Origin of the sequence: Sphingobium algorifonticola, from assembly GCF_004005485.1 — a bacterium.
Classification (GTDB): Bacteria; Pseudomonadota; Alphaproteobacteria; order Sphingomonadales; family Sphingomonadaceae; genus Sphingobium; species Sphingobium algorifonticola.
In genome coordinates this window covers 368,064-380,099 of sequence record NZ_RZUL01000001.1, presented here as the reverse complement: position 1 = coordinate 380,099, position 12,036 = coordinate 368,064, and the positions used below count along the sequence as shown (strand labels likewise).

General features: G+C 64.9%; 13 protein-coding genes. 7 read left to right on the top strand and 6 right to left on the bottom strand.

Features of this window, described 5'->3' with window-relative positions; all coding sequences use genetic code 11:
* Window positions 1–155 precede the first annotated feature (155 nt).
* The gene (locus ENE74_RS01920) at window positions 156–911 is read right to left on the bottom strand and encodes a Bax inhibitor-1/YccA family protein (protein WP_127688948.1); all 756 of its coding nucleotides are present in this window, start codon (window positions 909–911) and stop codon (window positions 156–158) included.
* A 280-nt stretch (window positions 912–1,191) separates the two neighbouring features.
* Complete coding sequence (locus ENE74_RS01915; RefSeq protein WP_164847353.1) at window positions 1,192–1,737, bottom strand: superoxide dismutase family protein; 546 nt, start codon at window positions 1,735–1,737, stop codon at window positions 1,192–1,194.
* 336 nt (window positions 1,738–2,073) lie between these two features.
* Here ENE74_RS01915 and ENE74_RS18120 point away from each other — a divergent pair, with 336 nt between their 5' ends.
* Window positions 2,074–2,250 carry a hypothetical protein gene (locus ENE74_RS18120; RefSeq protein WP_164847352.1) on the top strand — a complete coding sequence of 59 codons (177 nt, stop codon included), beginning with the start codon at window positions 2,074–2,076 and terminating at the stop codon, window positions 2,248–2,250.
* Here the strand turns inward: ENE74_RS18120 and ENE74_RS01910 are convergent.
* Together ENE74_RS01910 and gph are read right to left on the bottom strand one after the other, a co-directional pair.
* A complete protein-coding gene (locus tag ENE74_RS01910) occupies window positions 2,235–2,987 on the bottom strand; it encodes an enoyl-CoA hydratase/isomerase family protein (RefSeq protein ID WP_127688947.1) in 753 nt (250 codons plus the stop codon). The two genes, ENE74_RS18120 and ENE74_RS01910, sit on opposite strands and share 16 nt — an antisense overlap.
* Window positions 2,984–3,667, bottom strand: a complete 684-nt coding sequence (gene gph / locus ENE74_RS01905) for a phosphoglycolate phosphatase (RefSeq protein ID WP_127688946.1) — start codon at window positions 3,665–3,667, stop codon at window positions 2,984–2,986. The genes ENE74_RS01910 and gph overlap by 4 nt, the downstream gene beginning before the upstream one ends.
* An 88-nt stretch (window positions 3,668–3,755) precedes the next feature.
* On the opposite strand from gph, the gene glmU reads away from it, so the two are divergent.
* The 5 genes from glmU to glmS are packed head-to-tail and all read left to right on the top strand — an operon-like array spanning window position 3,756 to window position 7,724.
* Entirely contained in the window at window positions 3,756–5,102 is a 1,347-nt protein-coding gene (glmU, locus tag ENE74_RS01900) for a bifunctional UDP-N-acetylglucosamine diphosphorylase/glucosamine-1-phosphate N-acetyltransferase GlmU (RefSeq protein ID WP_127688945.1), read from the top strand.
* Between the two features lie 30 nt (window positions 5,103–5,132).
* The gene (locus ENE74_RS01895) at window positions 5,133–5,273 is read left to right on the top strand and encodes a ribbon-helix-helix protein, CopG family (protein ID WP_127688944.1); all 141 of its coding nucleotides are present in this window, start codon (window positions 5,133–5,135) and stop codon (window positions 5,271–5,273) included.
* A complete protein-coding gene (locus tag ENE74_RS01890) occupies window positions 5,270–5,515 on the top strand; it encodes a ribbon-helix-helix domain-containing protein (protein WP_127688943.1) in 246 nt (81 codons plus the stop codon). Before ENE74_RS01895 ends, ENE74_RS01890 begins: the two co-directional genes overlap by 4 nt.
* A gap of 3 nt (window positions 5,516–5,518) precedes the next feature.
* Window positions 5,519–5,884 (top strand): type II toxin-antitoxin system VapC family toxin, encoded by a 366-nt coding sequence (locus ENE74_RS01885; RefSeq protein WP_127688942.1) that lies wholly within the window; start codon window positions 5,519–5,521, stop codon window positions 5,882–5,884.
* Between the two features lie 16 nt (window positions 5,885–5,900).
* Window positions 5,901–7,724 carry a glutamine--fructose-6-phosphate transaminase (isomerizing) gene (gene glmS / locus ENE74_RS01880; RefSeq protein WP_127688941.1) on the top strand — a complete coding sequence of 608 codons (1,824 nt, stop codon included), beginning with the start codon at window positions 5,901–5,903 and terminating at the stop codon, window positions 7,722–7,724.
* A gap of 21 nt (window positions 7,725–7,745) precedes the next feature.
* On the opposite strand, the gene ENE74_RS01875 is transcribed toward glmS, so the two are convergent.
* Together ENE74_RS01875 and ENE74_RS01870 are read right to left on the bottom strand one after the other, a co-directional pair.
* The gene (locus tag ENE74_RS01875; RefSeq protein ID WP_127688940.1) at window positions 7,746–8,924 is read right to left on the bottom strand and encodes a PepSY-associated TM helix domain-containing protein; all 1,179 of its coding nucleotides are present in this window, start codon (window positions 8,922–8,924) and stop codon (window positions 7,746–7,748) included.
* Between the two features lie 10 nt (window positions 8,925–8,934).
* A complete protein-coding gene (locus ENE74_RS01870; protein ID WP_127688939.1) occupies window positions 8,935–11,118 on the bottom strand; it encodes a TonB-dependent receptor in 2,184 nt (727 codons plus the stop codon).
* A 198-nt stretch (window positions 11,119–11,316) separates the two neighbouring features.
* On the opposite strand from ENE74_RS01870, the gene ENE74_RS01865 reads away from it, so the two are divergent.
* Window positions 11,317–12,030, top strand: coding sequence for a L,D-transpeptidase family protein (locus tag ENE74_RS01865; RefSeq protein WP_241241776.1), 714 nt, complete (start codon window positions 11,317–11,319; stop codon window positions 12,028–12,030).
* Window positions 12,031–12,036: the final 6 nt, after the last annotated feature.

Sequence of the window (12,036 nt, the reverse complement as noted above, 5' to 3'; positions counted from 1 at the left end):
GATATTTGAAAGCTGTGTCCGAAGCGCAACAGGGAGCTACAGCCCCCTCTCCCCGGCCCTCTCCCCTGAAGGGGAGAGGGGGTTGGCGCACACGAAAAGGCCCGGCGGATTGCTCCGCCGGGCCTTCGCGTTTTTGTTCGCTTTTCGGGCTGCGATTATTCGCGGTTGCCCAGGAAGCGGAGGAGGAACAGGAACATGTTGATGAAGTCGAGGTAGAGCGTCAGCGCGCCCATCACTACCGACTTGCCCATGAACTCCGTACCCGCGACATAGGCGTACATGCTCTTGATCTTCTGCGTGTCATAGGCCGTGAGGCCCGCGAACAGCAGCACACCGACCGCGCTGATCGCCAGGTCCATGACCGGCGAGCGCAGGAAGATGTTGATGAGCGATGCCACGATCAGGCCGATCACGCCCATGATGAGGAACGTGCCGAAGCCCGACAGATCCTTCTTCGTGGTGTAGCCCCAGAGGCTCAGCCCCAGGAAGGCCGCGGCCGTGGCGAAGAAGGTCGTCGCGATCGACGCGCCGGTATAGACCAGGAAGATCGTCGAGAGCGACAGGCCCATCACCGCGGCATAGACCCAGAACAGCGCCTGCGCCGCCGTGGTCGACAGCTTGTTGATGCCGAAGCTCAACACCATCACGAACACCAGAGGCGAGAACATGATGACATATTTCAGGATGCCCGGACCCATCATGATCTGGGCAGCCGGGGAGCTTGCGCCACCCCAGGAAAACAGCATCGCGACGAGACCCGTCAGGAGGACGCCACTCGCCATGTAATTGTAAACGGACAGCATATAGGACCGCAGCCCCGCGTCGAACGCAGCGCCGCGCGTCTCCGCGCCTGCGCCGAAGCCCGTGCGAAAGCCGGTGTCCGGCGTCCGGGGGTCAGACCAGTTAGCCATTGTAATCGTCTCCTTTGCGGCGGCACATGCTTGTACCGCCATACCGCTATAATATCGTGGACGTGCAGGCATATTCAAGGAAAACCGGGCGCCGTCCGTCGAATTAACCTTCAAATCGTTCGAGCAATGTTCCAGCAATGTTTGCGGGATGGTGCTGGTGTGCGGGTTTGCTGTGCCGTCGGAATATTGGCTGTTCCCCGGCGAAAGCCGCTGCCCAGCATGACGACGTGCAATCCTTGCCGCCCTGGACCCCGGCTTTCGCCGGGGAACAGCCAGAAGCCTAACCCTTCGCGAGCACGCCGCAGGCGATGCGGCCGCCTGCGTTGCCCGCCGGGTCGCTCACATTGTCATCCGCCTTGGCATGGATGACGATCGCCGCGCCGTCGGCATCGAACAGCGGGTTGGCGCCATCGGTGAGGGTGCCGCCGGCGATCGTGTAGACGAGCGTCCCCGTGCCATCCGCGCCCACGGTCATGTTGGGCATGTCGCCCATATGGCTGCCATTGGGATTGTCCATGCCATGCTGCCTGCCCATCGGGTTCCAGTGGCCGCCCGCGCTGGCGAAATCGGGCGCGGTGCAGGTGCCGGTGGTGTGGACGTGGACGGCGTGGATACCCGGCGGCACGGCGATTGCCGAGAGCGTGACGGTCAGCCCGCTGGTCGTCTGTTCGATGCGCGCCGTGCCGTGCGCGGTGCCGTCAGCGCCCCGCAGGGCGGCACTGGCCGAGGGGGCGGCGGCGCTTTCACCCATCGTCGTGCAGGCGGGCAGGGCGGCGAGGGCGACGAGAGCAGTGGCGAAAGCGAGGCGGGGGTGGAGGCGAGTCATGGGGAGTCTCCTGACGGGGCTGTTGTGGCGGTATAGCGCACTATTCTGTCATGCAAACGCGGGACATGCGGGGGAGTTGCAATCGGGGTTTGCCGAGGCGTGATGTTCCCCAGCTTGCGCGAGACTTCTACGAAATGTACAAAGCCATATATTTGTCCGTCATCCCCGCGAAGGCGGGGACCCATCTCACGACACATTGCTAAGGTGCGAATGGCAATATGGGTTCCCGCCTTCAGCCTTTGGCTGAAGTTTATCCTGAGCTTGTCGAAGGGCAGGAATGACGACGATCTTTATTGATTCTCTTTTCGCGCGGGAAAAGTTTGAAAGGCAGCCACCATGTTTATCGACGAGCATGGATATTTCACCGGTCCGCCGCCTGCGGAGCCGCCCCCGCCCGCCTTTCGCCATGAAGCGGCGGTGAGCCGGATCGTGCTGGGGGTCATGCTGGCGCTGCTGCTGCTTCCGCTGTCGGCCGAGGGACTGGCGGCGCTGGTGCGCTATGTTTTGCGCTGAGCGAAGGCGGCGACGCGGGCGGCGAACTCCGCGCGGGTGAAGGCGTCTCGGAAAAGGGCAAGGGTTTCGGCGTCGTCATCGCTCTGGCCGTCCAGGATCTTGCGGACGATCGCCTTGGTCGCGCGCACGGAATGCTGTGCATTGGCGGCGATGCCATGGGCAAGCGAGATAGCGCGGGCGCGGGGATCGTCCGCCCGCTCGTCGATCAGGCCGATGCGCAGCGCCTCCTCCGCATCGATCAGCATGCCGGTGAACAGCAGGCGTTTCGCCTGACCCGGCCCGACGAGATCGACCAGCAGTTTCGTATCGAACAGGCTGTAGACGATGCCGAGCTTGGCAGGCGTGATGCCGAGCCGTGCGGCGGGGGCGGCGATGCGGATGTCGCAGGCCATGGCGAGGCCGCAGCCGCCGCCGATGCCATCGCCGTCGATCGCCGCGATCACCGGCTTTGGCGCATGGGCAAGGGCGGCATGGGCGGCGCGAATCGCCGCCTGATTGGCGACGCGCCAGTCCGCATCACCGCTGCTTTCCGCAAACTCGCCGATGTCCGCCCCGGCACAGAACAGGCCGGGGGTGGCTGAGGCGAGGATGAGCACGGCGATGCGTTCATCGGTCATCGCCTGATCCACCAGCGCGGGCAGTGCCGCCCACATCGCCTGCGTCATCGCGTTGCGCTTGTCCGCGCGATCGATCAGCAGGGTGGCGACCGGGCCGTCGCTTTCGAGGCGCAGGGTCATGACGGCCAGCGTTCGAGCGTGGGCAGCAGATCGTCGAAATGATCGATCACGGCGTCCGCGCCCAGACTATCCACTGCGCCTTCCAGAAAACCGAAGCTGACGGCGATGCTGGCGATGCCGGCGTTGCGCGCGCCGGCGATGTCGTTGATCGTGTCGCCGACGAAAAGGCAGCGGGGGTTTTTCATGTTGGCGCCGCCCGCGCGGGCGATCATCGCGCGGATCGGCGCGGGATCGGGCTTGGCGCTGCCCACCGTGTCGCCGCCGATGATGCTGGCGAAGCGATCGGCGAGGCCCAGTTGCTGCATCAGCGGAACGGCAAACCGCTCCGCCTTGTTGGTGCAGATCGCAAGGCGCAGGCCGCGTGCCGCAAGCGCATCTAGTGCGGCGACGCAGCCGGGATAAGGCAGGCTGTGGATGGCGAGGTTCTGCTGATAATAATCGAGCAGCACCGGCAGGCGATCCTCCACCAGCTCTGCGGTGCAATCGCCCGATGCGGCGAGCGCCCGTTCCAGCATGATCCGTGCGCCCTTTCCGACGAAAGGCCGGATCGCATCGGCGGGATAGGCAGGGCGGCCGATGGCGGTGATCGCATGATTGACCGCCGCCGCCAGATCGCCGCTGGTGTCGATCAACGTGCCGTCGAGATCGAAGCCAATAATATCGAAAGGAATGTCTGCCATCCCCGCCGCCATGCCTGCTGCGCAGTGGCTAATGCAAGCCAAACATGGCAGAGGGTGAGCCGTAAACAGCGCAGGACATCCCCCGATCGTGACACGCCCCGTTGCCGCCATCATCCTTGCCGCAGGGCAGGGGACGCGTATGCAATCCAAGCTGCACAAGGTGCTGCACCCGATTGCGGGTCGGCCGATGCTGCTGCACCTGATCGCCAGCCTGGCGGAATTGGGGCCGGAGCGGCAGGTGGTCGTGGTCGGCGCGGGCCGCGAGCAGGTCGAGGCGGCGGTGGCCGGCCGGGGTGTTGCGATAGCCGTGCAGGCGCAGCAGCTTGGCACAGGCCATGCCGTCGCGCAGGCGCATGATGCGCTGGCGGGATTCGTGGGCGATGTTTTGATCCTCTATGGCGACGTGCCGCTGGTGAGCGCCGCGACGATGAAGGCGTTGCTCGATCGCCTGAACCGGGGCGATGATCCGCGCGCAGTGGTGCTGGGCTTCCGCCCGGACGATCCGGCGGCTTATGGCCGCATCATCGCCGACGGGCAGGGGATCATCGAGAAGATGGTCGAATATAAGGACGCAAGCGAGGCGGAGCGCGCCGTGACATTGTGCAACAGCGGGCTGATGGCGGTGCGGTCCACCGACCTGTTCGTCCTGCTCGACCAGATCGGCAACGACAATGCGGCGGGGGAATATTATCTGCCCGATATCGTCATGCTGCCGGGGCAGAAAAGCGCCGTGGTGGAGACCGATCCGCTGGAAGTGGCAGGCGTGAACAGCCGCGCCGAGCTGGCGGGGGTGGAGGCGGCGTGGCAGGCGCAGCGGCGGACGGCGGCGATGCGCGACGGGGTGACGCTGGTGGCGCCGGAGACGGTGTTCTTTTCGCACGACACGGTGCTGGCGCGCGACGTGACGGTGGAACCGCATGTCGTCTTCGGCCTTGGCGTGGTGGTGGAGGAGGATGTGGTGATTCACGCCTTTTCGCATCTGGAGGGCGCGGTGGTGCGCAAGGGCGCGGAAATCGGCCCCTATGCGCGGCTGCGGCCCGGCGCGGATATCGGGATGAAGGCCAAGGTCGGCAATTTCGTGGAGATCAAGAAGGCGACCCTGGGCGAGGGCGCGAAGGCCAATCACCTGTCCTACATCGGCGACGCCAGCGTGGGCGCGGGCGCGAACATCGGCGCGGGCACGATCACCTGCAACTATGACGGGTTCCTGAAATATCGCACGGAGATCGGCGCGGGAGCGTTCATCGGCTCCAACAGCGCGCTGGTGGCGCCGGTGACGATCGGCGATGGCGCGATCGTGGGGGCGGGATCGGTGGTGACGCGCGATGTGGAGGCCGATGCGCTGGCGCTGGCGCGGGGCAAGCAAGAGGCGTTACCCGGCTGGGCAAAGCGGTTTCGCGCGAAGATGGCGGAGCGGAAGGCGGGGCGGTCTTGACATGATATCATGATGTGATATCATTGTGGCATGACACGCATTCTTGCTGATCTGCCTGATGAGGATATTCAGTGGCTCGACCAGCGTGCCGCCAAGCAGGGCAAGTCGCGTGCGGCGCTGCTGCGTGAGATTGTCGTTTGGTATCGGGCCAGAATGAGTGCTGCGAAATGAGAATCCTCACCGACATACCCCAGGAAGATATCGAGAAGCTGGATGCTCTCGCCGCCAGGTCGAAGCGTTCGCGGGCGGCGGCTATTCGCGAGGCGGTGAAGCTGTATCTGGTGAGCAACGCGAACAACAACGACTGGATTGCACGGGGGGCCGGTTACTGGAAGGGACGCGACGATATCGGCGATGGAGTCGAGTATCAGCGGGCCATGCGGGAAGATCGCACACCCTATGACGAAATCTGAATTGTGTCCGACCCGTTCTTCGACACCAATATCCTGATCGACTGGCTGAAAGACAAGCCCCAGGCAATTGCCGAGTTGTCGCGATACAAACGGCATCGGATCAGCAGGGTCGTATGGACCGAAGTGCTGGCTGGCGAGCCGCTGGAGCAGCGGGATGTCGTGGAGCACCTCATAACCCCATTCGAGATCGTCGAGATCGACAGCCACATCGGCAGGACGGCAGCGGACATCAGGCACCGGACCAAGATGAAGTTGCTGGATGCCTATATCCTCGCGACGGCGCAGGTGAATGGCGCTATCCTCATCACCCGCAACACCAGGGATTTTCCGGCGAACATGCCGGGTATCCGCGTTCCCTACCAACTCTGAAAGGCTCCCCCCAGGCATGTGTGGCATTATTGGTATCGTCGGAGCGGGAGACGTTGCCGAGCGGCTGGTCGACGGGCTGAAGCGGCTGGAATATCGCGGCTATGACAGCGCGGGCGTCGCCACCGTTCATGATGGCGCGATCGAGCGGCGGCGGGCCGAGGGGAAGCTGGTCAATCTGGTGCGCGAGTTGCGGGACGAGCCGCTGCCCGGCGTGACCGGCATCGCCCATACCCGCTGGGCGACGCATGGCGCGCCGACGACGAGCAACGCCCATCCCCACGCTACCAGCGAAGTCGCACTGGTCCACAACGGCATCATCGAGAACTTCAAGCCGCTGCGTGATGCGCTGGTCGCGCGCGGACGGCATTTCGACAGCGAGACCGACACCGAAGTCGTCGCGCATCTGGTGAGCGAGAAGATCGAACAGGGCCTGTCCCCGAAAGACGCAGTGGCGCAGGTGCTGCCGCAACTGCATGGCGCGTTTGCCCTGGCGATCCTGTTCCGCAGCCATCCCGACCTTCTGATCGGCGCGCGGCTGGGATCGCCGCTGGTGGTCGGCTATGGGGACGGCGAGACCTATCTGGGGTCCGACGCGCTGGCGCTGGCACCGCTGACGCAGAAAATCGCCTATCTGGAGGAAGGCGACTGGGTCGTCATCACCCGCGAGGGCGCGGAGATTTTTGACAAGGACAACCAGCCCGTCGCGCGCGCCGTAACCCTTTCCGGCGTGTCCGGCGCGCTGATCGACAAGGGCAATCATCGCCATTTCATGCAGAAGGAAATCTTCGAGCAGCCGGTGGTCGTGGCGCAGACGCTACGATCCTATCTGCGGCGCATGGAAAATCAGGTGGCGCTGCCCGACATGGATTTCGACCTGGGACAGGTGAAGCGCATCACCATCGTCGCCTGCGGCACCAGTTTCTACGCCGGGCTGGTCGCGAAATACTGGTTCGAGAAGTTCGCACGGGTGCCCGTGGACATCGATGTGGCGAGCGAGTTCCGCTATCGCGATCCGGTGCTGGAAAAGGGTGGCCTCGCGCTGTTCATCAGCCAGTCGGGCGAGACGGCCGATACGCTGGCCGCGCTGCGCCATGCGAAGGCGGCGGGGCAGATCATCGCCGTGGTGGTGAACGTGCCGACCAGCTCCATGGCGCGGGAGGCCGACCTGCTGCTGCCCACCCATGCCGGGCCGGAAATCGGCGTGGCATCGACCAAGGCGTTTACCTGCCAGCTTGCGGTACTCGCGGCGCTGGCGGCCAATCTGGCGCGGGCGGCAGGGCACCTGAGCCCGGAGGAGGAAGCCGAGATCGTCTGGCACCTGTCCGAAGCGCCGGCCGCCATGAACCAGGCGCTGGGCCATGATCGCGAAATCGAGGCCATGGCGCATCTGATCGCGCCCGCACGGGACGTGCTGTATCTGGGGCGCGGGCCGGATTATCCGATGGCGCTGGAAGGGGCGCTGAAGCTGAAGGAAATCAGCTATATCCATGCCGAAGGCTATGCGGCGGGCGAAATGAAGCATGGGCCGATCGCGCTGATCGACGAGCTGGTCCCGGTGATCGTCATTGCGCCGTCCGGGCCGCTGTTCGACAAGACCGTGAGCAACATGGCCGAAGTGCAGGCGCGCGGGGGTAAGGTGGTGCTGATTTCCGACGCGGACGGCATCGCGCAGGCAGGCGAGAATTGCATGGCGACGATCGAGATGCCCAAGGTGCATCCGCTGATCGCGCCGCTCGTCTATGCGGTGCCGGTGCAGTTGCTCGCTTATCATGTCGCGGTGCTGAAGGGCACCGATGTCGATCAGCCGCGCAATCTGGCGAAGTCGGTGACGGTGGAATAGGCGCGTCGCGTGCCCGGATGATCAGGCGCGCAGCATGCGCCAGCGGCCCGTCGTCCGCCCCGCGACCTGTGCCCTCGCCCGGCGCTTGCGTGCCCAGATGGTGACGCCGGTAATGATGACGAGGCTGAGCGCGAGACCGGATAACGCAATCGCGATCCGGCCGGTCCAGCCAAACGCCTTGCCGCTGTGCAGCGGAAACATCCACGCACTGAAGACGTCGCCTGCGCTGCCCTGCGCCATATGCCGGTCGGACAGGATCGCGCCGTCGCCGTAGCGCACCACGATCCAGCGACGGCCGCTGTCGTCCAGATCGCGCGAATCGAACAGCCGCAGCCAGTACACGCCGAGATCAGGGTGAAGCGATATTGCCTGGACATTCTGGCCGCCCGCCTTCCGCTCCGCCAGCGCGACAGCACGATCGAGCGACAGCGCGGGGGCATGATCGGGCCGCGCCAGGGGTTTGAGATCGTCGGTCGGAAAGCCGCTGGTCGGCGAAAAGACCCGCACGGCGGAGTCAAATGTCTCCGGCCAGGTGAGCGACAGGCCGCTGATCGCCAGCATCAGGGTGATCGGGAACAGCCACAGGCCGATGGCGCGATGCAGATCGAAATGCCGTTTGTAGCCGCTGACGCCACGGCGGATGCGGAAGCTCTCGCGCCAGCGCCGCGGACTGGGGAAGCTCAGCAATGCCGAGACGATATGGTCGAGCGTCCACAACAGCGCCAGCAGGCCGAGCAGCCAGGTGGCCACCGGACCGAGGCTCAGATCCATATGCAGCTGATAGAGAAATTGCGCGAGGCGGCGGCGGTCCAGCCCGGCCTCGCCGAAAATGCGTGTACCTAATATCCGGCCGTCATGCGGATCGACATAAATCTGCCGATAGACGAAATCGTCCGGGGCCTTTGCGCCCGGCGCGAGGCGCGGGCCGACGAAGGCGAGGATGCTGTCGCCCGGATGCTGCGGCAGCATGAGATAGTCGAGGGCGCTGCCCGGCTGATACGCCTCGACCGAAGCCCGGATGTCGTCCAGCGGGGCGGTGCCCGCCCGGATTGCGACGCTGCGCAGGTCAGGATTGAGGCTGCGGTCGATCTCGTCGTAGAACACGATCAGCGAGCCCGTGATCGCCAGCAGCAACAGCCAGAGCGCGGCGATCAGGCCGAACCAGCGGTGCCACAGCAGCAGGGCGTTGCGGATCGACACGGGGTCGCCGCTATAACTCGGTCGACAGCGTCAGGCGAATGGTGCGCGGGGCACCGGGCTGCGCCGTGAAATCGGTCGACTGATAATAGCTTTTGTCGAAGACGTTGCTGACGTTGATGCGCGCCGTCAGCGGCCTTCCGCCCGCCGCAAAACGATAACGCGCGCCGACATCGAAGATCGTGAAGCCGGGGATCGTGCGGACGTTGGACGTGTCATAGACCTGCCCACTGCTGTAACGCATGTTGGCAAGCAGCGCCGCGCCGGGAAGGCCGGGCACGTCGGCGTCGCCGCCCAGGACCAGCACATGCTTGGGCACCGACACCGGCCGGTTGCCGTTCACTGCAGGATCGGCATTTTCCAGCAGTTCGGCATCGAGATAGGCGTAGCTCGCCAATATGCGCACGCCCGGCAGGGGTGTGCCGAACAGGTCCAGCTCCACACCGCGATGCCATTGCCGCCCGAACACGTCATAGCGCCCGAACGTCGGCGAGGCGGGATCGCGATCGATATAGGCGGACGGACGCTCGATGTCGAACACCGCCGCCGTTGCGCCGAAACTGCCGAAATTGGCCTTGACCCCCCCTTCATACTGGCGGGACACGCCCGGCGGGATGATCTGCCCGTTGTTGCTCGCCTCGATCGGTGCGGTGGAGCCTGCTTCCACGGCTTTGAGATAATTGGCGTAGACCGAGACATTGGGTGTCAGCTTGAACAGCGCGGCAAAAGCAGGCGACCAGTCGTCGGAACGATAGGATCGTACTTCGGCCGGCGTGGTTGGCGCGGCGTAATTGAAGCTGTCGATCGCGATCTTCGTATAGCGCGCGCCGACCGTCACCAGCAGGCGATCGTCGAACAGCGCCAGTTCATCGGCGATGACGACGCCTTGCGTCTCACTGTCGCTGAGCGGGAAGAAGGTGCCCGTGCCGGACAAAGCAGGGGCGGGCAGGTTCTGGCTGGCATCGTCGTAGATGTTGAAGCGCGGGACGGCATAGGCCGGATCGGTTGACAGATCGGAATATTGCGGCTTGGAGCGGATCACGCCGTAGGACAGCGTGATGGCATGGCCGACGGGGCCGGTGCGGAAACGCCCGCGCAGGCCAACGTCGATGTTGTAGCCGTCGCCCCATTCCACTTCGCCTTCCTGCGCGAAGGCACCGCCCTCGGCATTGCCCGCGGCGTCGATCACGCTGTTGAAGAAGCCGACATAGCGTTCCTGGCTGCGCAGCAGACCGCCGACGGCAAAGGCGCTCCATCCCTCGGCGAGGCGGACGTTGACCATCGCGCGCACGAACTGGTCATGCTGCATGCGGCGGTCCCAATCAGGCCCGCTGACCCGGTCGCCCTGCGGCGCGGGGCCGATCGGCACGCCGGGCGCGAAGCTGTACCCGCCCGCGCCGCCGCGCGTCAGCGAATAGAAATTGCCATATTGGAGGTCGAGACTGACCGGTCCCTTGCGCCAGTTGAGCGCGAGATGGGCGACATTGCTCTTTTCCTCGATATCGTCGATCGCGCTTTCGCCGTCGCGCAGCGAGAGATTGGCGCGCACCCCGAACTGGCTGTCCGGCCCGAACCGGCGGCTGATATCCAGCAGGCCGCCGAATGTCCCCTGCGAGGCGAACAGGCCGGTGACGCGCGTGAGCGGCGTATCCAGCGGCTTTTTCGACACATAGTTGATCGTGCCGCCCACGCCGCCGACGATGCCGGTGAACACGGCCGTCGGCCCTTTCAATATGTCGACGCGCTCGAGCATTTCGATCGGGTAGCGGCGCGTGGCGACGGTGGCGAAGCCGTCATAGCTCGATTCGAACGGTTCCATCCGAAAGCCGCGCAGCCGCCCTGCGCCCGCCCCGTTCAGCGTCGTTGCGTTGGTGATGGAGAAGGAGGCGTCGCGCGCGACGATGTCGTTGGATGTGAGCGCGATCTGATCGGCGATATAGGCTTCGGTGAAGGATTTGGTGCTGACCGGCGTGTCGAACAGGTCGCGATCGCCAAAGGCCCCCAGTGTCGCGCCGCGCGCCACTTGCCCGCCCTCGATATCCGGCAGACGCTGGCCGGTGACGATGATGCCGCGATCGTCGGCGCTGTCCGCGCTGTCGGCGGGGGCGGCGTCTTCGGCGAAAGCGGGTGACCAGGATGCGGCGGCCAGCAGGCTGGATGCGCCAAGCAGCGCGGCGGCGATAGGACGATGGACCACGGGAACCCTTTAATGCAAATCAGTCGCAAACGCATGCCATCGCCGGAATTGCGAGTCAATCGCAATTGCAGGAAATGCCGTGGTTCGATGTTCCGTTAACGGGCGAGGGGCCGATCGTCCCGGAGCGGCACAGGCAAAATCAGGGTCTGGCTTTTCCCGCCGGTGCCGATATGCAGGCCGTCAGGAGTCCCCCGGCCCATGAATATCGTTAACAAAATCAGGCAGCTGCGCCCGCAAAGCTGGGTGCGTTTCGGTCTTTTCCTGGCCCTCGTCGGCACGGCCATCGCCGCGACCAACATGCCGGGCGGGGCACGGCCCCGCGCCGAGCCGCCTGCCGCGCCGCCTGCCGTCAATCAGGGCAAGCCGATCGTCGTCGCGGTGACGAAAGCACCGGCATCCGCAGCCAAGGCCGCAGTGCCGACACCGGCCGACGATCCGATGGCCGACGATCCGATGACAGTCAAACGCGTGCTCAAGATCGACGGGCCGTTCGAACATGGCGACTATGTGTGGGACGACAAGGGCGTGCCCGCCGGGCCGCTCATCATCACGGTGGACCTGAAAGCGCAGACGCTGTCGGTGTTTCGCGCCGGATATGAAATCGGCGCGGCGGTGATCGTTTATGGCGCGACGGACAAGGCGTCCCCGGTCGGCACCTTCCCGATCACGCAGAAGGATGCAGACCATGTGTCCAACCTGTATGACGCGCCAATGCCCTATATGCTGCGGCTGACCAATGACGGCGTCGCCATCCACGGCAGCGATGTGAAATGGGGCAATGCGACGCATGGCTGCATCGGCGTGCCGACGCCCTTCGCGAAGCTGCTGTTCGCGCAGGCGAAACTGGGCGACCGAGTCATCATCACCGACGGCAAGATGCTGGATGTAAGTGGAGCGGCGACAGCTTCCTGATTCCTC

Excerpts from the sequence above, each read along its gene's own strand:
- ENE74_RS01890 (WP_127688943.1), top strand. The coding sequence starts at position 5,270 with ATGAGAATCCTCACCGACATACCCCAGGAAGATATCGAGAAGCTGGAT.
- ENE74_RS01915 (WP_164847353.1), bottom strand. The coding sequence starts at position 1,737 with ATGACTCGCCTCCACCCCCGCCTCGCTTTCGCCACTGCTCTCGTCGCC.
- ENE74_RS01895 (WP_127688944.1), top strand. The coding sequence starts at position 5,133 with ATGACACGCATTCTTGCTGATCTGCCTGATGAGGATATTCAGTGGCTC.
- ENE74_RS01865 (WP_241241776.1), top strand. The coding sequence starts at position 11,317 with ATGAATATCGTTAACAAAATCAGGCAGCTGCGCCCGCAAAGCTGGGTG.
- ENE74_RS01920 (WP_127688948.1), bottom strand. The coding sequence starts at position 911 with ATGGCTAACTGGTCTGACCCCCGGACGCCGGACACCGGCTTTCGCACG.
- ENE74_RS01910 (WP_127688947.1), bottom strand. The coding sequence starts at position 2,987 with ATGACCCTGCGCCTCGAAAGCGACGGCCCGGTCGCCACCCTGCTGATC.
- gph (WP_127688946.1), bottom strand. The coding sequence starts at position 3,667 with ATGGCAGACATTCCTTTCGATATTATTGGCTTCGATCTCGACGGCACG.
- glmS (WP_127688941.1), top strand. The coding sequence starts at position 5,901 with ATGTGTGGCATTATTGGTATCGTCGGAGCGGGAGACGTTGCCGAGCGG.
- ENE74_RS18120 (WP_164847352.1), top strand. The coding sequence starts at position 2,074 with ATGTTTATCGACGAGCATGGATATTTCACCGGTCCGCCGCCTGCGGAG.